This is a genomic window from Helicobacter pylori, assembly GCF_015904775.1.
GTDB classification, from domain to species: domain Bacteria; phylum Campylobacterota; class Campylobacteria; order Campylobacterales; family Helicobacteraceae; genus Helicobacter; species Helicobacter pylori_DM.
In genome coordinates this window covers 13,193-37,937 of sequence record NZ_JADZNC010000015.1, presented here as the reverse complement: position 1 = coordinate 37,937, position 24,745 = coordinate 13,193, and the positions used below count along the sequence as shown (strand labels likewise).

Annotated in this window: 10 protein-coding genes; 5 read left to right on the top strand and 5 right to left on the bottom strand. The window is 39.9% G+C overall.

Features of this window, described 5'->3' with window-relative positions:
• Positions 1–118: 118 nt before the first annotated feature.
• Positions 119–7,753 (bottom strand): vacuolating cytotoxin domain-containing protein, encoded by a 7,635-nt coding sequence (locus tag I6852_RS06910; RefSeq protein ID WP_197291853.1) that lies wholly within the window; start codon positions 7,751–7,753, stop codon positions 119–121.
• Between the two features lie 80 nt (positions 7,754–7,833).
• Positions 7,834–8,832, bottom strand: coding sequence for a type I glyceraldehyde-3-phosphate dehydrogenase (gap, locus tag I6852_RS06905; RefSeq protein ID WP_197291854.1), 999 nt, complete (start codon positions 8,830–8,832; stop codon positions 7,834–7,836).
• A gap of 144 nt (positions 8,833–8,976) precedes the next feature.
• Here gap and I6852_RS06900 point away from each other — a divergent pair, with 144 nt between their 5' ends.
• From I6852_RS06900 to hofG, 5 genes are all read left to right on the top strand, one after another.
• Positions 8,977–9,669, top strand: a complete 693-nt coding sequence (locus tag I6852_RS06900) for a Bax inhibitor-1/YccA family protein (protein WP_197291855.1) — start codon at positions 8,977–8,979, stop codon at positions 9,667–9,669.
• Positions 9,670–9,767: 98 nt separating this feature from the next.
• On the top strand, positions 9,768–13,025 hold the full coding sequence (gene carB, locus I6852_RS06895; RefSeq protein ID WP_197291856.1) for a carbamoyl-phosphate synthase large subunit: 3,258 nt from the start codon (positions 9,768–9,770) through the stop codon (positions 13,023–13,025).
• 4 nt (positions 13,026–13,029) lie between these two features.
• Positions 13,030–13,461, top strand: a complete 432-nt coding sequence (locus I6852_RS06890) for a Sua5 YciO YrdC YwlC family protein (protein ID WP_197291857.1) — start codon at positions 13,030–13,032, stop codon at positions 13,459–13,461.
• 255 nt (positions 13,462–13,716) lie between these two features.
• On the top strand, positions 13,717–16,152 hold the full coding sequence (locus tag I6852_RS06885) for a TonB-dependent receptor domain-containing protein (RefSeq protein ID WP_197291858.1): 2,436 nt from the start codon (positions 13,717–13,719) through the stop codon (positions 16,150–16,152).
• A 319-nt stretch (positions 16,153–16,471) separates the two neighbouring features.
• Positions 16,472–18,016 (top strand): outer membrane beta-barrel protein HofG, encoded by a 1,545-nt coding sequence (hofG, locus tag I6852_RS06880; protein WP_197291859.1) that lies wholly within the window; start codon positions 16,472–16,474, stop codon positions 18,014–18,016.
• 675 nt (positions 18,017–18,691) lie between these two features.
• Here the strand turns inward: hofG and alpB are convergent.
• The 3 genes from alpB to I6852_RS06865 all read right to left on the bottom strand — a co-directional run bounded on the left by alpB (position 18,692) and on the right by I6852_RS06865 (position 24,737).
• Complete coding sequence (alpB, locus tag I6852_RS06875; RefSeq protein WP_197291860.1) at positions 18,692–20,284, bottom strand: Hop family adhesin AlpB; 1,593 nt, start codon at positions 20,282–20,284, stop codon at positions 18,692–18,694.
• 21 nt (positions 20,285–20,305) lie between these two features.
• Complete coding sequence (gene alpA, locus I6852_RS06870) at positions 20,306–21,853, bottom strand: Hop family adhesin AlpA (RefSeq protein WP_197291861.1); 1,548 nt, start codon at positions 21,851–21,853, stop codon at positions 20,306–20,308.
• A gap of 853 nt (positions 21,854–22,706) precedes the next feature.
• The gene (locus I6852_RS06865; RefSeq protein WP_197291862.1) at positions 22,707–24,737 is read right to left on the bottom strand and encodes an ATP-dependent helicase; all 2,031 of its coding nucleotides are present in this window, start codon (positions 24,735–24,737) and stop codon (positions 22,707–22,709) included.
• Positions 24,738–24,745 lie beyond the last annotated feature (8 nt).

Here is a 24,745-nt window from a genome sequence, read left to right as displayed (position 1 = left end):
TTTCTTCAGCGATACAATAAGATAAAAATAATAAGGGTAAAGAAAATAAGGTTTTTTGAAATTGCATGGGTGATCCTGCTATGAATTAGGCTTGTTAAAAACAAGTTTAATGATACCATTAAAAAGCATAGCGCATACCAATATTTCCGGTGATATTAATATCTTTATAATCAAGCCCAAACCTAGCCCCAATGCCCGCATTCACATAAAAGGTTTTGAATAACCTTATCTCCCCGCCTGTGATAATGCTGGCAAAAGTGTTGTATCTGCCACCATCTCTATAGCTTAGGGTGTTATTACCAATAAAACGCACCATTTTATCCCCCATAGAATTAATGAATAAGTCTCTGCCCACATCCGCAATCACAAAATAATAAGAGTTTTTATTGAAGTAGTGCCGACTTTCTAGAGCAAAATTGATCGTTAGAACGGATTTTTTATTAGGGTCAGCATTGGCTCTGAATTGATTGTAAATAGGATCATCCATAATACCCCTTAAACCAGACAAACCAATGTAATAATAGGCTAAGCCTACTTGGGGTTTAAAAATAACGCTTTTATCTTTAAACATGAAATCATAGCCGTAATTGATTTTAGCGTCAGTCGTCCAAGTGTCGTATCTGTAAGACTGATTGATGATTGAGAGTAGGGGGTCATAGGAGTTGATGAAAGTCTTATTGTATCCCCAAGTCTCATTCAAGCTCATCGTTAATTCGCTTCTTTTGATAAACGCTCGGCTATAAACGCCTATATTGACATTGCTAGAGCCTGATTGAGTGATATTTCCATGAAACCCGCTATACCCATAAGCGGCATAACCTCCCACAATCACGCCCTTAATGAACCTATCATACCCTACATTGATACCATATAAAGTCCCAGTGCCTCCATTAATAAAACTAGCCCCTCCAACTCCTGTCGCCCACACATTATTTTTAACTCTGTTTCTTTGAGAATATTTTAAAATCACATCCATAGCGTTAGGGATCGCATCAGCGAATCGCTTGTTTTTAAGGGCTTCTAATCGCTCGTGAAAATCAGCGCTAGCAAAGGTTGAAGTGTCAGAGAGCTTGGCCAAACGACTCATTTGCTGCGTGTAGGTGTTGATCTGTAAAATATTAGTGGCGTCATTTTTAAAATCAGGGTTAGCGATGACTTCTAAAGTGTTAGCAATGTCTCCAGCGATCGTGGTTAAATCTTTTACGGAATGGCTTTCTAAATAATAGGGAGCGAATAAAGGGCTTCCCTTAGTTTCAAAGATTTTATTGAGCCAATTAATCGCTTGATTGCCTCCAGCTTGATCAATACTATCCACGCCTTGAGTGCCCTGAATTTGAGCGATATATTGTTTTAAAGTGGGGGCTTGTAGGTTATTGATAGGATCATTAGAAACAGCGATTTTCACTTTATTATAAAGAATGGAAGTGTAAATGTATTGATTTTGAGAGTCCTTAAAGCCTACAACTAAACCGCCATCTTTAATATTCACGGCTTGCCCGTTATAAGTTAAGCCGTTGTCAGTCATCACCATATGTTTGCCATTAATATCAATGAGCGCATAAAGCTTAAGGTAATTATCCAGGCTGCTGCCTCCTGTGATTTGGTTGTTATAGCCGTAATAAATGGCTTTAGCACTATCAATAAGCGTATAAGTGCCGGCTTCTTTTGAAGAAGTGTTGAATTGGATTAAAGGGTTATTGTTATTAGCCATGATTGTCGCTACGCCTTGAGCGTTGATAATAGCATGGCTAACTGAATGGCTGAGATTAAACACCAAATCGCCATAGCTGTTAAAATTCCCCATGACATTCAAACCGCTAGCGTTAGTGCTTAAAGTCGCTTGTTGGTTTAAGGTGAAATTACCATTAATATTGGCCGTAGAGTTAGAGGCGTTGTTAAAAGCGTTAGTGATCGTTAAATTATTGGCTTGTAAGGCCGCGTTTTCATTAAGATTGAGCGTGCCTATAACGCTATTATTCTTTACTTGAGATAAATCAATAGCCCCATTAGAAGCGATTGCGCCTAAGAAAGTGAAGTTGTTAGCGCGCACGCTTAAAGACTCATTAGTGGGGGTTACGCTAGAGTTTGTAGAAGAGCTGTTTTTGGTTGTAGGGCAATTGGCTAAATTGACACAAATTTCCCCTTTTTGAACGCTCACGTTATTCAAACCCGCATTAAGGCTTAAGCCATTAGTGGCGTTTAGGGTTGTGATATTGATATTAGAAACACCATTGGAAGCAAAAATCAATGCGCCCTGATACTTGCTAAAGTCAATCGTATTATCGCCATTAAAAATAATAGACTTGTTGGCGACAAAATTCAAACTGCCCCCTGTAGCGTTGCTAAAAGAGCTGTTATTGACAAAAACATAACCATTGCTTAAAAAGTTAAAATACCCTTTTTGCCAAAAATCATGCAAGCCTCTAGGCGATAAAAGAGCGCCTAAATCGTTTTCTTTGAGCGCGTTTTGTAAAGAGGGTGGCAACACGCTCCCTAAACCCTGATTATAAACGCCGCTCAACCCGCCTTGAGAAATAATATTATTGATGATATTACTCACTAAACCTTGACTTTCTAGCTTTTTGATAACATCTTGTCCTAAAAATTCGTTCAACAAGTCATTCGCTACCACACCAATGTCTTTTTGCAAGCTTGTAGGGGGGTTAGTAATATCCTTTAAAATCACGCTTAAAATAGAGCTTATCTCAGAAGCGTCTATATACCCACCGATAAAATTCAAAAGCCCTTTATCGTCTAGCATGCTTTTTAAAGACTGCTTAGCAAGGTAGTTTTCTATGATAGATGGGGTAACAAAATTGCCAAAAATGCTTAGTTTTTTACTGATAATGTTTTGGATTTCATTCATGACTCCGCTATTATTCAATAAATCATCTAAGTTATTTTGACCTATAAGTTGGCCTAAGGTTTCATTTTGCAAGCTAGCGGGCAATTCCTTACTCAAAGGGCTTAGAGCGTTTTCTATAAAGTTCCCTAAACCGCCGGCTTGCTTGATTTTTTCCATAGCCACTTGACTGAGGACATTCGCTAAATTCCCTTGATTAAAGATTTTATCAATCCCTTTTTGGCCCAAAAGATTAAAGATATTGTCTGTGGCTTGAGCTTCTATATTAGCTTTATTCAACACTAAGTTATTAGCGCTTTGAAAGGTTACATCCGCGCTCCCTCCGCTTTCAAAAGCGTTACCACTTCCAATTGTTCCAGTGATATAAATGCTTTTAGCTTTAAAATCAGCGTTAATGTAGCCTAAATAAGGGGAAGTTGAGCCTAATAATTGCCCCAAGTAAGTGTTTCTAAAAGAAGAACAAGTGGCGCTATCTAGCGTGCAAGGACTGCTATAGCCATTGCCCCCAAACCATATAGAGCTGGTAGAGTTTGTAACATTATCTTGGGTAGCGCCTATAATTAGATTCCCATTATTAAAGGTTTGATTGATGTTGTCAGTCAAATGGTTGATCGTTTCTAGGAGCGCTTGTTTTTGCACCTGGGTGATTTTAATCTTATCCAAGAGTTGCAACACTTCATTAATGTTAGTGATATTGTCTAGTTGGTTGGATTCAATCATTTCTTTTAAGGTAGCGGAATTTTGAGAAAGGATCCCTAAAAGCGTTTTTAAATTCTCGCTAGAAAAACCCTTATTGTAGATATTCAAACTACTCAAAGGCTGGTTGAACGGGCTATAAGTGCCTGGGGCTTGAGGCGTTTGAGAGCCTTTAGGGGTGAAAAGACCTTTAATGTTGCTTGTCAGGTAATAAGTGCCTGCTTGGTTGTCGCTATAATCATAGCTATAGCCGGTAGGATTTTGCTTAGAAGCTTGGTAATTATAAAGCTCAGGGGCGATATTAAAAATAGTGTTGGAAGCCGAGTTGGGGTTATTTAAAACTTCTATGGTTAAATCCCCATTTTTAATGCTCTCTTGAATGATTTGAGAAGAATTGAGAGGGTTTATAAACGACCAAGTTTGAATGTTATTGTTGTCGCTATAGGCAGCGTTTTGGATTTTCATGCCATAAAAAAGGATTTTTTCATAGCCATTAGCCCCACTAATGCCAGTGATCCCTTTTTGAGCGTTTAGGATATTGTAGGTTACAGATTTTGTGATGTTGTCAAAAATATTGATGTCAGATAAATTAATATCCCCATTATTCCCTAAAACAAACTGCCCGCTAACGCTCATTAAAGCCTTAGTTAAAGAGGGCGCATAACCATTAAAATTTAACGCCCCATTAGCCGTAAGGTTGTTAAAATTCAATGAACTTGCGCTGTCAAAATTAAAGCTTGCTGTATCAATAGTCGTGTTGCCTCCAAAATCAGCCTGGCTTGCTCCTTGAAAATTGATATTAGCGTTTAAAGAGCTTGTGTTATTGGCTGATAAAACGCTATCGTCTAAATTGATAGTGGTGTTGTTTGAAAAACTAGCGCTAGAAGCGTTGAGCTTGCTATTAGCGTTAAGACTGAGTGTCCCGCCATTAAAAAAGAGACTATTAAAGGCCGCTTGACTCCCGTTATAAATATTGAGACTCGCTTGATTGTTAAAAGCGCTTGCGCCATTCGCATTCAAAACGCTTTGATTGTCTAAACTTAAATTAGAATTATTGTCAAGCGTTAAAGAATTTTTAAAAGCGGCTTGACTTTTATTACCAAGCGTGATATTAGCGTTGTTTTGCAAGGTTGTATCGCCATTAAAATTCAACAAACTTTGAGAGCTGAGCGTAAAATTCGTGTTGCCTAAAAGCTGTGTCGTAGCGTTAAAATTGCTTGTCCCCCTAGAATACAAGACATTGAAAACCGCTTGCGTGTTATTGAAAATAAGGCTATTAGCCTGCAAATTATAAACCGCTCCACCATTCAAACGAGAATTGACAAAGCTTAAAGAATTAGAAGCGTTAGCGCTGATAACGCTTGATCCTCCAGGGTTTGTAAAACCGCTGAACGAAGCGTTAGAAAACGAAATGTTCTTAGCGCTAAAACTGAATTTCCCCCAAGTCATATCGCTAAAACTGGAATTGGTTACGCTGATATTATTTAGAGCGTCAAAAGCGGCATAGGAATGCTGACTAGCCCCCGTTTGAATCATTTTAGTAACGGTTTCAGCGTCATTATAATTCAAGCCATCCATAGTGATATTATCGCTTGCTTTAAAGGTAATGTTCGCTCCCCCGCCATCTGAATTTGAAACGCCTTCACCGGTTTTAAAATTATTGGTCAAATAGATGTTAGCCGCATTAAAAGTTCCCGTGATATAGCCAAAGCCTCCATGCCCTATCCAAATCAAGCCGTTATCATTCACGCTCTCTGTGTTGTTCCCTATGATCAAAGTGCCATTTTGGATATTGACGCCAAAACTTCTTCCAAACAAATTGGCTGTATAAGTGCTAAGCGTGTTGCCGCTTTGACCGCTCTGTCCTGAAAGGTTAGGATCGATATAATAAATGCCTTTGTTTGAGTAAGTTTGATTTTGGAGATTATAAACTCCATTCCACACATTCGTTGTGGGTAAATTTTGAGTAGGGGGTGTGGGTGGAACTTTATTAGGGGGAGTGTTTTGCGCTGTGTGTTTTGTGGGAGTGGGTGTGGGGCTTGGTGTGGGGCTTGCAGGCTTAGCGTTAGCTATCGCTTGCTTCAATCCCTCTTGCTCGCTATTAAAAGTCTTTTCTTCGTTTTGTAAGGTTTGTTCATCTTGTTGTTCTTTATCTTGCGCTTGAGTGAAAGCTTGCTCGTTAAAGCCTGTGGTGGAGTTGGCTAATTGTTTGAGCTTGTCTAAATCTCCTTGTAACGCTTGTTCATCTTGAGCGATTTGTTGGTTAGTGTGTTCTAAATTCTTAGCGTCTTCTTTGATAGTGGTGTTTTTATTGTTGGTGTAGTCTGTATCGCTATTTGCGATCTTACTATCACTAGCAGCGTTATTTAAAGTGCTCTGGGAATTGGTTAGATCCTCTTGATAGGTTTTTTGGGCTTGTTGTTGTTTTTGTTTTTGTTGTTGGGCTTGCACTTGTTGTATCGCTTTATTTAAACTATCTTGCTCGCTATTAAAAGTCTTTTCTTCGTTTTGTAAGGTTTGTTCATCTTGTTGTTCTTTATCTTGCGCTTGAGTGAAAGCTTGCTCGTTAAAGCCTGTGGTGGAGTTGGCTAATTGTTTGATTTGAGCTAAATCTTTTTCTAACGCTTGTTCGTCTTGAGCGATTTGTTGGTTGGTGTTTTCTAAGTTTTGAGCGTCTTTAGCGATAGTGGTATTTTTATTGTTGGTGTAGCTTGTATCATTGCTTGCGATCGTGTTGTCGCTAGTAACATTATTCAAAGCGTTTTGGGAATGAGCTACATCCTCTTGATAGGTTTTTTGGGCTTGTTGTTGTAAATCGTCTCCTAAAAATTGGGTAATAATGGATTGGTTGTTAAAGGTTTCTTGTAAGGTTTCATCTTGCCCATTAATATCAAAGGTTACATCATAAGTGTTATTGCCCACTTCAACATGGCTAATGGCTTTATCGCCCCTATAGTTGATTAGATCCCACAAATAGCTTTGATAAACCCCATACTGGATCGCCCCGTTTGTAGTGAGAATGTCATAGGTTTGATTATTATTATTAAAGGTTTGATTGAGGTTAAAGATCGCATTAGAATTAAAAGACACACTGCCTTTAAGGCTGGCAAAAGGCGAACTTGAATTTAAAGTGTTAGTGCCTGAGAAACTCACCTTGCTCGTATTAAAATTATAAGTGCCTTGATTGAAGGTGTTATTATTAAAGCTAGCGTTGTCATTAAAGTGATAAGTGCCTTGATTGAAGGTGTCGTTATTAAAGCTAGTATTGTTACTAAAATCATAAGTCCCTTGATTGAAGGTGTTATTATTAAAGCTAGCGTTGTCATTAAAGTGATAAGTGCCTTGATTGAAATTGCTGTTATTGAAGCTTAAAGTGGCACTGTTACTAAAATTATAAGTCCCTTGATTGAAGCTGGTTTGATTGAAAGAGATGGTGCTATTATTGTTATTACCGCTGAAATTAAAGCCCCCATCAGTGTCGTCTGTAAAGCTAGAGCCACTGACTTTGATGTTAGAGCCTTTAAAATTCATGTAAGATTTTTGTGTCCCTGCATCGCTGTTATCAAAACTCGCTTGATTGATAGTGATATTGTTAGTCGCGTTAAAATTGAGCGTGGCCCCACCGCCATCAGCGTATGAGTTTCCGGTTGTGATATGGCTAGAATTAAAATTCATCGTTTGAGCGTCATAAGTGCCTGTGATATACCCTACATCACCCCCATTAATACCTGTGCCTCCAAAGCGGATATTCCCCCCTATATCAAGCGTGCCACCATTGAATTTTTGCGTGAAACTAGCCCTACCAGCGCTATAAGTGGTAAGAGTGTTTAAATAATAAGTCCCAGAGCCTTGAGCGCTACTAAAAAGACAATAGGAGTTGTGCGTGGGTGAATTAGGACCGCTTTCAATATTGTCTTGATAACTCCAAGACGACCATGACCAATAAGTGCATTCGTTAGCCCTTAGGTGGGATAACCCCCCTAACGCTCCTATCAATAAAACCGAAGCTTTTAAAAAAGATTTGTTGCGATTAGAGAGCTTTTTAATAGGTTTTAAAGCTTTTTTATGGCATTTTAAGGGCTTTTCACGCTTTAAGATTTGATTCAATTTGAAAATTTTCTTTGAGATCTTATTCAATTTGAAAGATCCCTTTGAAATAAACTTAGAAATCAATCTGGCCTTTTTAAACGCCATTTAAAACTCCAATCGTTTTTATTAAATCCCACATTATACAATTTGATGTTAAACAAACTCAAAAAGATTCGCAAAATGACTTAATAATGATACATAAACTGCACCATATCCACCAAACGATTAGAATACCCCCATTCATTATCATACCACCCCATGATTTTGACCATATTCTCTAGCGTGAAAGTCAAATCAGGCGCGATGATAACGCTATGCGGATTAGAAATGAAATCAGAACTCACCCTTTCTTTCAAATCTATCTCTAATACGCCTTTTAAAACCCCTTTGGAAGCTTCCATCAATAAATCATTGATGGGATCTTTAAAGACTTTTTTTTCTAAAAACAAACTCAAATCTATCATGGACACATCAAGGCTAGGCACTCTCACGCTATGCCCATGCATTTTGTTTTTGAGATTGGGTAACACTTTATGCAAAGCTAGAGCGGCTTTAGTGGTGGTGGGGATAATGTTACTTGCGGCCGCTCTGGAGCGCCGTTTGTCCAAAGGGTGGGCCAAATCAATGAGTTTTTGATCGCTCGTGTAGCTATGAATAGTCGTTAGCATGCCCTCTTTAATATTAAAAGCTTTATCTAAAATCGCGCAAATGGGCGCGATAGCGTTAGTCGTGCAAGAGGCGTTAGAAACAATGGCCTGGTTTTGATAGCAAAAATGATTGACCCCATACACCAAAGTGGGGTATTGTTTTTCATCGTATTCGCCCATAAAAGGAGCGGATAACAGAACCTTTTTAGCCCCAAGCAAAAGGTAATTTTCTAGCGTTTTAGGCTCTAAAAACTTCCCTGAGCACTCTATGATAACACCCACGCCCTTCAAGTCTTTGATGCTATTAAAAATAGGGATTTCTAACGAGCCGATAATAAGCTTACCATTAGAGTAACGCGCCTCTTTAGGAAGCAACCCATGCACGCTGTCATGCTCTAAAAGATAAGCCAAGATTTCCCAATTAGCAGGGTCATTGATGCCTATCACTTCTAGTTGAGGGTTTGTATCATTGTGCTCTAAAATCGCTCTTAAAACGCATCTCCCAATGCGGCCAAATCCATTGATAAAAATTTTCATCGTAACTATTATCCTATTTTCAGACTTCAATTTCAATTTTAGGGGGTTTTGTTTGGTATTTTACTACATTTTGTGTTATTATATTGAACCTAGCTATAGGGTTAATTTAAATTGTTTATTGAGTTGAATTTCAAGGAGTAAAACATGGCATTGTATGACAGAGCTGATTCTCGTAATGCGTATGCAGAAGATTCTTTATTGCGTGAAAGCGAGTTAGTAAGTTTTGTTAAAACGACTTACAAGTTCTTTGCGGGTAGTTTGTTACTAGCGACTATCGGAGCGTTACTAGGTTTAATGAATTTTCAAGCCGTAGTGCAGTATAAATGGGTGTTTTTTATCGCTGAAATTGCGGCACTTTTTGGTTTGATGTTTTCTAAATCTAAACCCGGATTGAATTTATTCATGCTGTTTGCTTTCACTTCATTATCAGGGGTTACTCTAGTGCCTTTGTTGGGTATGGTGATTGCAAAAGCTGGTTTAGGAGCGGTTTGGCAAGCTTTGGGCATGACAACCATTGTTTTTGGTTTGATGAGCGTGTATGCCCTTAAGACTAAAAACGATCTAGCGAATATGGGTAAAATGCTTTTTATCGCTTTGATTGTGGTGGTGGTGTGTTCGCTCATTAACTTGTTTTTGGGTAGCCCCATGTTCCAGGTTGTCATTGCGGGAGCGAGTGCGATTTTATTCAGTCTTTATATCGCTTATGACACTCAAAACATCGTTAAAGGCATGTATGATAGCCCCATTGATGCGGCGGTGAGCTTGTATTTAGACTTTTTGAATGTCTTCATTTCTATCTTGCAAATTATTGGTATTTTTTCAGACAGAGACAAATAGTTTGAAAAAATAGGGGGGGGACACCACGCAAAAACCTAATAAAAAATATTTTAAAACTAATAACACTTCATTTTATATTCTTTCTTTAAGGATTGGTTATGCCTAAACGCACCGATATTTCCAACATTCTACTGATAGGCTCAGGCCCTATTGTGATCGGGCAAGCTTGTGAGTTTGACTACTCAGGGACTCAAAGTTGTAAAACCTTAAAATCTTTAGGTTATAGAGTGATCTTAATCAATTCTAACCCGGCCACCGTGATGACTGACCCTGAATTTTCTCATCAAACTTATATCCAACCCATCACTGGAGAAAATATCGCCGCTATCATTGAAAAAGAAAAGATTGACGCTATTTTACCCACAATGGGCGGGCAAACCGCTTTGAATGCAGTCATGCAAATGCACCAAAAGGGCATGTTAGAAGGCGTGGAGCTTTTAGGGGCTAAGATTGAAGCGATTAAGAAAGGCGAAGACAGGCAGGCTTTCAAAGAAGCGATGTTAAAAATCGGGATGGATTTGCCTAAAGGGCGTTACGCTTATAGCGAGTTAGAAGCCCTAGAAGCCATTAATGAAATTGGTTTTCCAGCCATTATCAGAGCGAGTTTCACGCTGGCTGGGGGGGGGAGTGGGGTCGCTTACAATATTGAAGAGTTTCAAGAATTGGCTAAAAACGCCCTGGACGCTTCGCCCATTAATGAAATTTTGATTGAAGAGTCCTTATTGGGGTGGAAAGAATACGAAATGGAAGTCATACGAGACAGCAAGGATAATTGCATCATTGTGTGTTGCATTGAAAACATTGACCCCATGGGCGTTCATACCGGCGATAGCATCACGATCGCTCCAAGCCTCACCTTAACCGATAAAGAATACCAACGCATGCGCGATGCGAGCTTTGCGATTTTGAGAGAAATTGGCGTGGATACGGGCGGGAGTAATGTGCAATTTGCGATCCACCCAGAGACTTTAAGAATGGTTGTGATTGAAATGAACCCACGAGTGAGCCGCAGCTCCGCATTAGCTTCAAAAGCGACCGGGTTTCCCATTGCAAAAGTCGCTACCATGCTTGCGGTGGGTTTTAGTTTAGATGAAATCCAAAACGATATTACCAACACCCCAGCGAGTTTTGAGCCTAGTTTGGATTATATCGTGGTGAAAATCCCTCGCTTTGCGTTTGAAAAATTTGCCGGTGTTTCTAGCACTTTAGGGACTTCTATGAAAAGCATTGGCGAAGTGATGGCGATAGGGGGGAATTTCTTAGAAGCCCTACAAAAAGCGTTATGCTCTTTGGAAAACAATTGGCTAGGGTTTGAATCGTTAAGCAAAGATTTAGAAATGATAAAAAAGGAAATCCGCCGGCCCAATCCCAAACGCTTGCTCTATATCGCTGATGCGTTCAGGCTCGGCGTTAGCGTGGATGAAGTGTTTGAATTGTGCCAGATTGACAGGTGGTTTTTATCTCAAATTCAAAAGCTAGTCAAAGCAGAAGAGGGCATCAATTCTAGCGTTTTAACGGACGCCAAAAAATTGAGAGGGCTTAAAAATTTAGGCTTTAGCGATGCTAGGATTGCCGCTAAAATCAAAGAAAATGAAAATTTAGAGGTGAGTCCTTTTGAAGTGGAATTAGCTAGATCTAATTTACAAATCGCGTCCAATTTTGAAGAAGTGGATACTTGTGCGGCGGAGTTTTTATCGCTCACGCCTTATTTGTATTCCACCTATGCCCCCAATCCTTTGCCCCCTATTGAAAACAAACAAGAAAAACAAGAAAAGAAAATCCTAATCATAGGCTCTGGGCCTAACCGCATCGGTCAAGGCATTGAATTTGATTATTGTTGCGTGCATGCGAGCTTTGCTTTAAAAGATTTAAACATTAAAAGCGTCATGCTCAATTGCAATCCAGAAACCGTAAGCACGGATTATGACACGAGCGACACGCTCTATTTTGAACCCATTCATTTTGAGTGCGTGAAGAGCATCATTCAAAGGGAGCACGTGGATGGCATTATCGTGCATTTTGGGGGACAAACCCCTTTAAAACTCGCTAAAGATCTAGCCAAAATGCAAGCCCCTATTATTGGCACGCCTTTTAAGGTGATTGATATTGCAGAAGACAGGGAGAAATTTTCCCTCTTTTTAAAAGAGCTTGACATCAAGCAGCCCGAAAACGGCATGGCTAAGAGCATTGATGAAGCCTATAGTATCGCTAATGCGATTGGTTTCCCTATTATCGTGCGCCCTAGTTATGTGCTAGGCGGCCAACACATGCAAATTTTAGAAAATATTGAAGAATTGCACCATTATTTAGAAAGCGTTACGCATTCTTTAGAAATTAGCCCTAAAAACCCGCTCCTCATTGATAAGTTTTTAGAAAAAGCGGTGGAATTAGATGTGGATGCCATTTGCGATAAAAAAGAGGTTTATATTGCCGGCATTTTACAGCATATTGAAGAGGCGGGTATCCATTCAGGCGATTCGGCATGCTTTATCCCTTCCAATTTAAACCCTGAAATTTTAGATGAAATTGAGCGGGTGAGCGCGAAAATCGCTCTGCATTTAGGCGTAGTAGGGCTATTGAATATCCAATTTGCTGTTTATGAAAATTCGCTGTATTTGATTGAAGTCAATCCCAGAGCCAGCCGAACCGTGCCTTTTTTAAGCAAGGCTTTAGGCGTTCCTTTAGCCAAAGTGGCGACTAGGGTTATGGTATTAGAGGATTTGAAAGAAGCCTTGAAGTTTTATGATAAAAAAAATATCGTAGAATATTCTAAAGGCGTTTATAAGCCTAAAATGCCCCATTTTGTGGCTTTAAAAGAAGCGGTTTTCCCTTTTAATAAACTTTATGGATCGGATTTGATTTTAGGGCCTGAGATGAAAAGCACCGGCGAAGTGATGGGGATTGCTAGATCTTTAGGGTTGGCTTTTTTCAAGGCTCAAACGGCTTGCTTTAACCCCATTAGAAACAAGGGGCTTATTTTTGCCTCTATTAAAGATAAGGATAAAGAAGAAGCATGCGTTTTAATGAAACGATTGGTTGAATTGGGTTTTGAATTGTGCGCCACAGAAGGCACGCATAAGGCTTTGGAAAAAGCCGGGGTGAAGTCTTTAAAAGTGCTTAAAATCTCTGAAGGCCGCCCCAATATCATGGATTTAATGATGAATGGGGAAATCAGCATGGCTATCAACACCAGCGATCACAAATCTCAAGATGACGCCAAACTCATACGCGCTTCTGTGCTTAAAAACCATGTGAGTTATTTCACGACTTTAAGCGCGATAGAAGTCTTACTTTTAGCGTTAGAAGAAAGCTCTCAAAAAGACGAGTTGTTAGCCTTACAGGATTATTTGAAGTAGTTTGATGGCGTTAGTGTATCTGGCTCAAAGCGATACCACGATAGGACTGCTTTCTAAAGACAGCGAAAGGCTCAACGCCTTAAAAAATCGCCCTAAAAACCAAAGCGTTTTAATAGAAAGCGTTGATTTTAGCACCCTAAAAAGCCTAGTGCGCGCACCCAACGCTTTTAAAAACCTCATTAGAAGAAGCGCTAAAACCACTTTTATTTACCCTAATTTTAAAGCCGTTCGTGTGGTTAAAGGCAGGCATGGGGATTTTTTAAAGCGTTTTAAAACGCTCTATAGCACCTCAGCCAACCTCACCCAATGCGCTTATGATAAAGAAATCGCTTCCAGCCTCGCAGATGTGATTGTGAGCGATGAAAGGGGTTTGTTTGAAAGTGGTAGTTCTAAAATATTCAAGCTTTATAAACATAAAAAAGTGAGAGTAAGATAAAAATATAAATAAAAAAGCTTGATTTTAATCAAGCGATAACCTCTTGAAAAAAGCGGTCTTCTTGGGTTAGGGGGTTTTTAAGGGGGTTAAGGGGACATTATCGCAAAATGCCCCCCTATCCCCTTAAGGAAATGAATTTTTATATCATAAAATAAAGTAACCGAGAAAAATCTTTCTCTAAAAATAATATTTTTTTAGTTATAATAACGATCTTATTTTTCAAAAACAATAATTACTATATTTAGGATTTTAAGAATGAATGACAAGCGTTTTAGGAAGTATTGTAGTTTTTCTATTTTTTTGTCCTTATTAGGAATGTTTGAATTAGAGGCTAAAGAAGAAGAAAAAGAAGAAAAAAAGACAGAAAGGAAAAGAGAAAAGAACGCCCAACACACTCTGGGTAAGGTTACCACTCAAGCGGCTAAAATCTTTAATTACAACAACCAGACAACCATTTCAAGTAAGGAATTAGAAAGAAGGCAAGCCAACCAAATCAGCGACATGTTTAGAAGAAACCCCAATATCAATGTGGGCGGAGGTGCGGTGATAGCGCAAAAAATTTACGTGCGCGGTATTGAAGACAGATTGGCTAGGGTTACGGTGGATGGCGCGGCACAAATGGGTGCAAGCTATGGGCATCAAGGCAATACGATCATTGATCCTGGAATGCTTAAAAGCGTGGTGGTTACTAAGGGGGCGGCTCAAGCGAGCGCTGGGCCTATGGCTTTAATTGGCGCGATTAAAATGGAGACTAGGAGCGCGAGCGATTTTATCCCTAAAGGCAAAGACTACGCCATGAGTGGGGCTGCCACTTTTTTGACCAACTTTGGGGACAGGGAAACCATTATGGGCGCTTATCGTAACCATCATTTTGATGCGCTTTTGTATTACACGCACCAAAATATTTTTTATTATCGTGATGGGGATAATGCGATGAAAAATCTTTTTGATCCTAAAGCAAATAATAAAGTTACATCAAGCCCTAGCGAGCAAAACAATGTGATGGCTAAGATCAATGGTTATTTGAGCGAAAGAGATACCTTAACGCTCAGTTATAACATGACCAGAGATAACGCTAACCGCCCTTTAAGAGCGAATTTTACAGGCACTTTTTTACCCTATTCTTGCGGTGATTTTAACGCTTTCCCTAACGAGAAAAACCCTGATGATTGCTTGTTTGAAAATGACGCCAGTTTGTTTAAAACTTATAGCGTCAATTTAGTGCATAACGTGAGTTTGAATTATGAAAGAGAAGGAGGGAGTCGTTTTGGCGATCCTAAATTAAAAATCAATGGCTATACGAGCATCAGGAATGTCCAAATTGATCCGCTTTTTAGGCCTAGCGATATAGCGGCTATCATCCCTTTCACCCCAAACCCAAAACTCGGTGAAGAAAATCAATGCGTGGCGCAAGGGGGCATTTATGACGCTACTAAACAAACCTGCTCCATCACTTTTAAAAGCCTTGGAGGGGGTTCTGTGGTGGCTAATAAAAATTTATTCATCATCAATTCCGGGTTTAATGCGAATGTGATCCACACCATAGATCATAAGAATGACAATCTTTTTGAATACGGGTTGAATTACCAGAATTTAACCACTTTTGATAAAGCGATCCCTAATAGCGAATTAGTCAAACCGGGCGATGCCCCTGACGCATGCTTAAGGGTTACAAGCCCTAATGATCCCAACATGAACGGGCGTTGCCAACGAAATGGCGCTACGGCGAATGTGGTTGGGGTGTATGCACAAGCGAATTACACTTTGCACCCTATGGTAACTTTAGGGGCAGGGACTCGTTATGATGTCTATACTTTAGTGGATAAAGACTGGCAATTGCACATAACCCAAGGGTTTAGCCCTAGCGCGGCTTTAAACGTCTCGCCTTTAGAAAATTTGAATTTCAGGCTTTCTTACGCGTATGTAACCAGAGGCCCTATGCCTGGAGGTTTGGTGTGGATGCGTCAAGATAATTTGCGCTACAACCGCAATTTAAAGCCAGAAATCGGGCAAAATGCGGAATTTAACACCGAATACAGCAGTCAGTATTTTGATTTTAGAGCCGCCGGTTTTGTCCAATTGATTTCTAATTACATCAATCAATTTTCTTCAACGCTTTTTGTCACCAACTTGCCCGCGCAAGATATTATTTATGTGCCGGGTTATGAAGTTTCAGGGACAGCTAAATACAAGGGCTTTTCTTTAGGCTTGAGCGTGGTGCGATCATGGCCTTCTTTAAAAGGGCGTTTGATCGCTGATGTGTATGAATTGGCGGCTACGACCGGCAATGTGTTTATTTTAACGGCAAGCTATACAATCCCACGCACCGGTCTTAGCATCACTTGGCTTTCACGCTTTGTTACGGATTTGAGTTATTGCTCTTATAGCCCTTATCGTAACGGCCCTACGGATATTGACAGACGGCCTAGCAATTGCCCTAAAACCCCCGGGATTTTTCATGTGCATAAACCCGGTTATGGGGTGAGCAGTTTTTTTGTAACCTACAAACCCACCTATAAGAAGCTTGAAGGGTTGAGCTTGAACGCTGTGTTTAACAATGTTTTTAACCAACAATATATTGATCAAGCAAGCCCAGTAATGAGCCCTGATGAACCCAATCAAGACAAATACGCAAGGGGCATGGCAGAGCCTGGCTTTAACGCTAGATTTGAAATTTCCTATAAGTTTTAAAATTTGAGCGCGTGGGGGGCTATTTTCTTTGAAGCGATTAAAGAAGTGAAGAAATAAAAACGCCCGTGCAAAAACAAAAAAGGAGGGTTAAAAGAAGCGAGAATTTCATGCGTAATAAGCCCAATCAAAAATAACGCATTCTTTAAAAGTAACAAATATATGATTTTAATCCTTTAATTTTAAACCAATTTACAATGAGGGGTTATTTTTTGTAAAATAGGGTTGCGGATTTTAATTAATATTTTAACTTCATGCTGTTTTTTTTTTTTTTTGATTATAATTATAAAAAGATCATACAATTAAAATTAGGGAGAGTTTAGTGAGACAAGAAAAATATTTTTTGACTTCTTCTTTATCGCTTTTATCGTTTTTGTTGTGTCCTGTAGAAGCTTTTGATTATCGGTTTAGTGGTCGTGTGGAGAACTTTTCTAAAATTGGTTTTAACAATTCTCAAATCAATACCAAAAAAGGGATTTATCCTACCGAAAGTTTTATAGATATTGTAACTTTAGCGCAAGTCAAAGTCAATTTACTCCCTAAAGGCATCGAAAACCACAGGCTCTCTGTTTCTTTGGGTGGGGCGATTGCAGCCATTCCTTACGATAAGACTAAGTATTATGTTAACCAGGCTAACGGGAAGATTTTTGGCTCAATTGTAGAGAATTTCATTGGGGGCTATCATGGATACTTTTTTAATAAGTATCTTGGCCCTGCTTATGCGGGGACTTCTCAATCAGCGAGCTATCATGCAAGGCCTTATGTGGTGGATACCGCTTTTTTACGATACGATTACAAAGATGTTTTTGGGTTTAAGGCGGGGCGCTATGAAGCGAATATTGATTTTATGAGCGGTTCGAATCAGGGGTGGGAAGTGTATTATCAGCCCTATAAGACTGAGACGCAAAGGTTAAGGTTTTGGTGGTGGAGCTCTTTTGGGAGAGGTTTGGCGTTTAATTCTTGGATTTATGAGTTTTTTGCGACCGTGCCTTATTTGAAAAAGGGAGGCAACCCTAGTAACAGCAACGATTTCATCAATTACGGCTGGCATGGGATCACCACAACCTACTCTTATAAAGGCTTAGACGCTCAATTTTTTTATTATTTTGCGCCTAAAACTTATAACGCTCCCGGTTTTAAGCTAGTCTATGACACGAATAGGAATTTTCAAAACGTAGGCTTTCGCTCTCAAAGCATGATCATGACAACCTTTCCCTTATATTATAGGGGGTGGTATAACCCAGAGACAAATACTTATAGTTTAGAAGACAGCACGCCCCATGGCTCGTTGTTAGGGAGGAATGGCGTTACTTTGAATATCCGCCAGGTTTTTTGGTGGGATAATTTCAACTGGTCCATTGGCTTTTATAACACCTTTGGCAATTCGGACGCTTTTTTAGGCTCTCACACGATGCCAAGGGGGAATAACACTTCCTATATCAGTAATGAAATCTCAGTAACGACCAGGCATGCCGGAATGATTGGCTATGATTTTTGGGATAATACGGCTTATGATGGGCTGGCTGATGCGATCACTAACGCGAACACTTTCACTTTTTACACTTCGGTTGGAGGGATCCATAAGCGTTTTGCATGGCATGTTTTTGGGCGCGTCTCTCATGCGAATAAGAATGCGTTAGGGCAAGTGGGGAGGGCTAATGAATACTCCTTGCAATTCAATGCGAGCTATGCGTTCACTGAATCGGTTCTCCTTAACTTTAGGATCACTTATTATGGGGCTAGAATCAATAGAGGCTATCAAGCAGGGTATTTTGGAGCGCCCAAGTTCAATAACCCTGATGGCGATTTTAGCGCCAATTACCAAGATAGAAGTTACATGATGACCAACCTCACGCTGAAGTTTTGATTTTCAATCAAATCGCAGCAAGTTAAAAACACTCCAAAGCATTTAATCTAAGTATAAAAGACTTTGTGCGGCTCGTTTTTAAAAGCGCTTCCTAGAGGTTAGGAGGATTTAGTTTTGGGGGTTGTGGGGGGTTTCAAAATATCTCCTATCCCCTTAAAAAATGAGTTTTACCATAAAATTTAGAACCATAAAACAAAGTTTTAAACCACAGAAATTCTAAATATCTTTAGCGTTTGATCACCTTTACCATTAAAGCCGTTCTTGGGTGATCATCTCAATATTTGACAACATTTGATAAAGATTTTTGGGTTGTTTTTCTAAGTATAAAAATTTTGAAGCGCTAAAGCTTTTTAAAGCGGTAGTTTTTAATCAAGCGTTGTGAAGTGCCAAACCGCTAAAGACGATTGGGATTTCTGCTTGGGTGGTTTTAAATATAAAAGAGCTTTGAAGCGCTAAAGCTTTTTAAAAGTTTTTAATCAAGCGTTTTAAAATCTCAATAAGCCTTGAGCGTTAAGCTTTTTGTGAGTGGTAGCTTTTAATCAAGCGTTTTTATTTTTAAGCGTTCTTTTAGGGGGGTTAATCCCACTATTGGATTGTTTGATAAGGGTTTTGGGTTTGTTTTTAAAGTGGGGGTTAAAGGGTTCAATCAAAGCCTATAAAAGGCCTTGAGCTTTTTTAGAAGGCGTAGCCATAGACCCAATACACGCTATAAGGGCGGAAGTATTTCACTTCAGCGCCGCCAGCTTTATAATAAGTGTTGTAAATCGTAGGGATTTGCACACCGATTTCTATAGAATGCTGGTTATGGCTTTTCAAGTCTTTTTTCAAGATACCAAAGTTCATGCGTAACCCCACATCAAACAAGAATTGGAATTTCGTGGCGGTAGGTCTGCTCGCAAGCTGAGGGCTATTTCTTAGCGTGCTGATGTAAGTATCCCCTGCGAGTTGGATCCCCCCAAAGAAGCCCGCATTAAGACTTCGGCTACCAAAAGAGCGGCTAAACACATTGTAAAGCACATCAGTTCCCACCCCATAAGTGAGCAAATTGACTTGATTGTAAGTAGGGCCATTACCCACGCCCGCGCCGTTATAGCTGAAGAAGCCATAGTAGCGTAAGCCCACATTCTTGTTTTCTCCAAAGAATTGCTTATAACCGATTTTAGTGATAAACCCGTTAAACGCATTCACTTGAGAGCTGTTACCGGCAGCGAAATTCCCAAGCCATGGGTTAGCTTTAAGCTCGTTATTCAAAGCGGCAACTTTAGCCAAAGTGTTTGTGGTGTTGTTTAATAGTTGGGTAGAGCGCGCTTGATCAATATTCCCGCCATAGCTCACTTGATAGCCTGTTGAATTGCTGATGTTAGCGTTGTTGGCTAGCGTTAAAGCGTTTTGAGAAGTATTGACGATATTTTGCACCAAGCTAGTGAATTCCTTAGCGCTCAAATCATTCCCAGCGTTAGCAGAGTTGAAAACATGTTGCGCTAAAGCGGCGTCCAAAAACGCACCGGCAGCCCCGCCATTACCGCTTGGCCCCATAGTGATTGAAGCTTGCTTTAGGACATAAGCGATTTGTTGGGCGGTAACACCATTTCCATAAACTTGATTAGTGTTGTTTTGAAAAATCCCACCCGCTTGGTTATTGGCGTTTAAGAATGAGTTCATGTAAGTCAAATAAACGCTGGCGGTGTTAAGCTCACTGAGCTGGTTGGAGAGATTTTGGCTCGTGGTGTTGTTGTTGCCTTGAAAGATATTGTTTTTGAAATCTTGACTCAAAGTTTTGATAGAGCTAACCATTTCGTTATAAAGAGCCAGGTTACCTTGGAAACAAGGGCCAGAACTAGTAGTAGCGGCTGTGGTCGCACCATTACCACTACTACCATTATTAGTAGCACCACATTGTTGGATGCTGGTAGTGTTCAAAGTAGGATACAAATCAATCAAATTGCCCAATTGGTTCATAAAAAGGTTGCCCAAAGTCCCAGCGACATTGCCTCCTGTGCCTGCAATATTGATATTGGTGTTGTTTGTCGTGGTAGAGTTTAACAAGCCGGCTAATTCTTCGGCTTTGATTTTACCCGGGTTTTTCACTTGTTGGACCACCTGACCTAATTCATACCCAAAGGTCATAAAGCCCCCATCTTCTTCAGCGCCCACTGGATTGAAGCTCAAGCTTAACGCTAGGCTTAAAGGGGCTAAGAATCTTACTTTTTGAGATTGTGTCATTAAATTTTCCTTAATCATTTTGAATGGCTTTAAATTTTGTTTCATATTTGTCTGATCCCCCCTTTCTTAGAATGAATACCCATAAGACCAATAAACGCTATAAGGACGGAAATACTTCACGGTAGTCCCTGCTGATTTGTAATAAGTGTTATAAATCGTAGGCACCACTACGCCAAATTCCACCGTGTGCTGGTTGTGGCGGTTGGATTTCCCGTCCAACTTACCGAAGTTCATCCGCATACCGAAGTCAAAGAGAAACTGGAAGTGCGTGTTATTGACTTTCCCATGCAATTTCACATTGGGGTCATCTCTGAGCGTGGATTGGACGGTCTCACCGGCTAATTGGATACCGCTAAAAAAGCCCATATCCACAGAGCGGTTTTGATAGGAGCGGCTAAAGATGTTATACAACACATCAGTCCCCACCCCATAAGTGTATAACCCTACATTATTTTGAGTGGATCTAAAGCCCACGCTCGCTCCGTTATAAGAAAAGAAACCATAATAGCGCAAACCGATATTCCTTTTCTTTCCGAAGAATTGCTTATAGCCTATTTTGGTGTAAAACCCGTTTAAAATATTCGTTGAACGGCTGTTCCCGGCTCTGAATTGGGGCAAGTAAGGCATGCTTCTAACCTGATTGTTGAGCGCATTGATTTTATCCAAAGTTACTTGCGCGTTATAAAGAGCGTTAGAGAGCTGATTAGCGCGCCCTTGCACAGCGTTAGCTTGGTCGCTATTTATCCCAGCGCTATTAACTGCACTCCCGCTAATGGGGTTTTTACTGAGTTCGTTATAAACCGATTGAGATTGATCAATAATGCCTTGCACCAAACCTGTAAAAACGGCTGAATTGAATTCCTTATTCCCAATGTTAGCAGCTACGGCAGAGTTGAAAGCTTCTAAAAGCAATTCATCTTGCTTGAGCAAGTTAGCTGCGTTATTGAGAATATTTTGTTGACCTTGAAGGTAAGCAATAGCTTGTTGAGAGTAAGTTTGACCATTTTGACCAGTCGCACCACTAGCTCCATTAGTTCCATTTTTGGTCTCTAAAGCCTTATTCATCGCATTAAAAAACACATTCGCCGCATTCAAGTAGGTGAGCTGTTGTTGCATGTTGGGGAAATTGGTGTTCGTGCCGTAGTTAGTCTGGCTGCCGATCGTGCTTAAAACCCTGTCAGAAAGGCTAGGGAGCCAGTAATAGCCCGCGGCGGTGCAAGCGCTTTGAGTGCTAAGAGAATTGCCACCAGCCGTCCCTGCAGCCGCGCAAGTCCCACTGCCTACCGCACCCCCTAAAAGAGCGTTCGCAGACACATCGTTACCATTGAGTTTCTCTGGATACGCCCCTAAAAGCGAATAAAGGTATTGGGAGAAAGCGTTACTCAACGCCCCTGCGACATTGCCTCCGGTGTTGTTGTTTAAAATGTTGTTCGTTACATCAGCGTTAAGCTCTCTTGCGAGTTCGTCGCTTTTAGCACCGCCTGGGTTTTGGACATCTTGCATGACTTGCCCGAGCTGATAACCGACGGTGAAAAACCCTCCATCATCTTCGGCATAACTTATGCTAGCGCAAAGGGCTAGACTAAGAAACAGCGTTCTATTCTTCTTTATCATAATTTTCCTTATCAATGGGATGCTCCTTGATTGAGATTAAATTGGGATTTAGTTACATCAGAGCTTGTAAATAATGTTTAGTAATACAAATTGTTAGATGTAATTGTGATATTTTCACATAATGAAAATTAAACTAACCTTAAAAACCCCCTTAAAAACCCCTTATCAAGGAAATAAAGTTACAGCAATTGGAGCGCTTGTTACAAAAAAAAAAAAACGGGATTTCATAGGGGATTAGCCTTAAATTTTAGGGTTTTAAAAACGCTTTTTGGCATTTTTAGGTTTTTTAATGTAGAATCACGCCAACGCAAATAGTCATTTTAAGTTATCTCTTTTGTTGCGAAAATTTGGAGCATGTTAGGGTTTGGGATAATAGCGGGTGGTTATCCCGGAAAGGAGATAACCAACTATGAAGTTACTATTAGTGATCATAGTTTTAATGGTTCTAGCAACACCATTATACTAAAATTTTGGCTCTAGCGCAAGCTAGAGTTAAAATCTATGGTTGCTAGCGTTTTTTGTATTTTTCTTACATCTCATAAAGATCCCATTATAATACTATAATACTCCAATGATATGACATGGTAGTAATTCTAGTGTTAAGCGAATTTGGAGCAATTAGTGGTTTCTGATCTAATGGGTTGGGAGATTGCAGTGGGTGGCACTCCGTTAGGAGACACTACCATGAAATTCGTTTTTGGAAATTCATTTTATAGCGATAGTTTTAGTGGTTATCTTAACACTGCCACTTTATTAAAACAAGCTCTTAAGAGTTCCTAGCTCTTAGGGACTTAATTAACCATCGCTATAATCATATCATCTTTTGCTTAAACAAACAACACAAAAACCAATTTTATTTTGAATCAGGTTTCAAAAGCCCCGCTTCATACAAAAACACCGAAGGCTTATGCTCTTTAGGTTTGGCGTTTTCCCTCAATTCGTTTTTCGCATAAGAAAGCCATAAATTTTCCTTAGCCCTTGTGATAGCGACATAAAAGAGCCGCCGCTCTTCTTCAATGCCCCCACCGGTATTCATGAGCTTGTGGTTAGGGAAACGGCCCTCCATTAAATCTATAATATAAACATCTTTAAACTCTAATCCTTTAGAAGCATGCACGCTCAATAAATTCACGCCCTCACCTTGCGTGGCTTCATTGGAGCCTATTAAAGTGCCGTTTAAAAAACGCCCTAAATTTTGGTAATTTTTCGCCAAAGAACTCAGCAAGTCCATTTTTTCATTGAAGCGTTTTTGCGCTTGGAGTTTTTTAAATTCGTTATAAGAGCCGTCCTTATTTTTGGATCGCTCTTTTAAAAGGCGTGTTTTAAAGGTTTGAAAAAACGCGCTTTCTAGAATGTGTTTGATTAAAGCGCTAGGGGAATGGGTAGGGGCTTTGATATAAAGAATGAAAAAATCGCTCAGCGTTTTAGCCCCATTGAGTGAGATTTTAGGGTGCATCAACACCGGGTGCGAATGAAACGCCTTATCTATCACGCCATTAAACCTTGAGCTGTTTTCTAGGGCAAAAATTTCTTCAAAAAGCCCCATAGAGGTGATTCCTTTTTTCTTCGTGTAAATTTTGGCTTCTTTATTAGGGTGGGTTAGGGCTGATTTGAGATCGCCATTGCCTAAAAGCATTAAGGCTTCATGAATGTCTTTAGCGGTGTTAGAGCCAATATCGCTGATATAACTTAAAATGTGAATCGCTGCCATAATGTCTTTAGGGTTAAAGATGAGCGCGCAAATATCTAACGCTAACGCCACTTCTTTGGATTCAAAAAAGCTCGCGCTCCCTTTTCGTTTGCTTGGCACGTTGTGGGATCTTAAAGCGGCTTCTAATTGATCCGCGCTGGCGTTATTCCTAAAAATCACCGCCACTTCTTTAAAATTTTTTCGCATCACAATGCGTTTGGCGATGTCTTGACATTGCACGATGTTGTCGTTGTAATTTAAAAGCGTGGGTTTATTGAATTTCCCTGATTTCACCACTTCTAAATTTTTAGGGTAAATGCGCTCGTTGTGCTGTATCACTTGATTGGCGAGTTCTAAAATCTCTTTAGAAGAGCGGTAATTTTTAGTGAGCGTGAAAACTCGGGCGTTTTTGTATTTTTGAGTGAAATTAGAAATGATAGAAATATCCGCCCCATTAAAAGCGTAAATGCTCTGATCGTAATCGCCCACGCAAAACAAACTAGGGGGGTTGATGGCGTCTAAAATGGATTCTTGTAAGGGGTTAGTGTCTTGAAATTCATCGCAAAGCACTTCTTTATAAGGGCTAGGTGTCTCTAGCATCGCTTTTTTAAACAGCAGCAGTAAGTCGTTATAGTCAATATAATCATGCTTTTTTTTAGTGTTTTCAAATTCTTCCAAAATGTTTTCATAAAAGGCGGCGTATGGTGCGTGTTCAGGGTTTTTATTAGAAAGCCAAGCGCTAAAATCTTCTTGTTTTAAGGCGTTGGTATAAAGAGAGTAGAGGGCGTATAAATGCTGCGAAGTGTAGGGCTTTTTATCGTCATCTGTTAGCGCGTTTTTAGTGTCCACAATGCTTTCTAAAAGCTTTCTTAGTTCCTTAGGCTGCTTCAGGCTTAAGTTTGGGTAATGCTCTTTTAAATAGCGATACGCTACCGCATGGAAAGTGCCCGCTTCAATTTTGGAGCTTAATTTAAAATATTTAGCCACCCTTGCAATCATTTCATTACTCGCTTTATTGGTGAAAGTCAAAAGCAAGATTTCTTCAGGCTTGATGCCGTTATCAAGCAGGTATAAAATGCGCCCTACAATCGTAGAAGTCTTTCCTGTGCCAGCGCTCGCAATGATTAAATTATGCCCTTGTAAAGCCTTGGCCGCTTTTAATTGCTCCGGGTTTAATTGCAAAGTTTCTAACAAGTTTTATC

What these genes read in the sequence shown, in the direction of transcription:
- alpB (WP_197291860.1), bottom strand. Translation starts at nt 20,284, where the DNA reads ATGAAACAAAATTTAAAGCCATTCAAAATGATTAAGGAAAATTTAATG.
- I6852_RS06890 (WP_197291857.1), top strand. Translation starts at nt 13,030, where the DNA reads ATGGCGTTAGTGTATCTGGCTCAAAGCGATACCACGATAGGACTGCTT.
- I6852_RS06900 (WP_197291855.1), top strand. Translation starts at nt 8,977, where the DNA reads ATGGCATTGTATGACAGAGCTGATTCTCGTAATGCGTATGCAGAAGAT.
- carB (WP_197291856.1), top strand. Translation starts at nt 9,768, where the DNA reads ATGCCTAAACGCACCGATATTTCCAACATTCTACTGATAGGCTCAGGC.
- gap (WP_197291854.1), bottom strand. Translation starts at nt 8,832, where the DNA reads ATGAAAATTTTTATCAATGGATTTGGCCGCATTGGGAGATGCGTTTTA.
- I6852_RS06885 (WP_197291858.1), top strand. Translation starts at nt 13,717, where the DNA reads ATGAATGACAAGCGTTTTAGGAAGTATTGTAGTTTTTCTATTTTTTTG.
- alpA (WP_197291861.1), bottom strand. Translation starts at nt 21,853, where the DNA reads ATGATAAAGAAGAATAGAACGCTGTTTCTTAGTCTAGCCCTTTGCGCT.
- I6852_RS06910 (WP_197291853.1), bottom strand. Translation starts at nt 7,753, where the DNA reads ATGGCGTTTAAAAAGGCCAGATTGATTTCTAAGTTTATTTCAAAGGGA.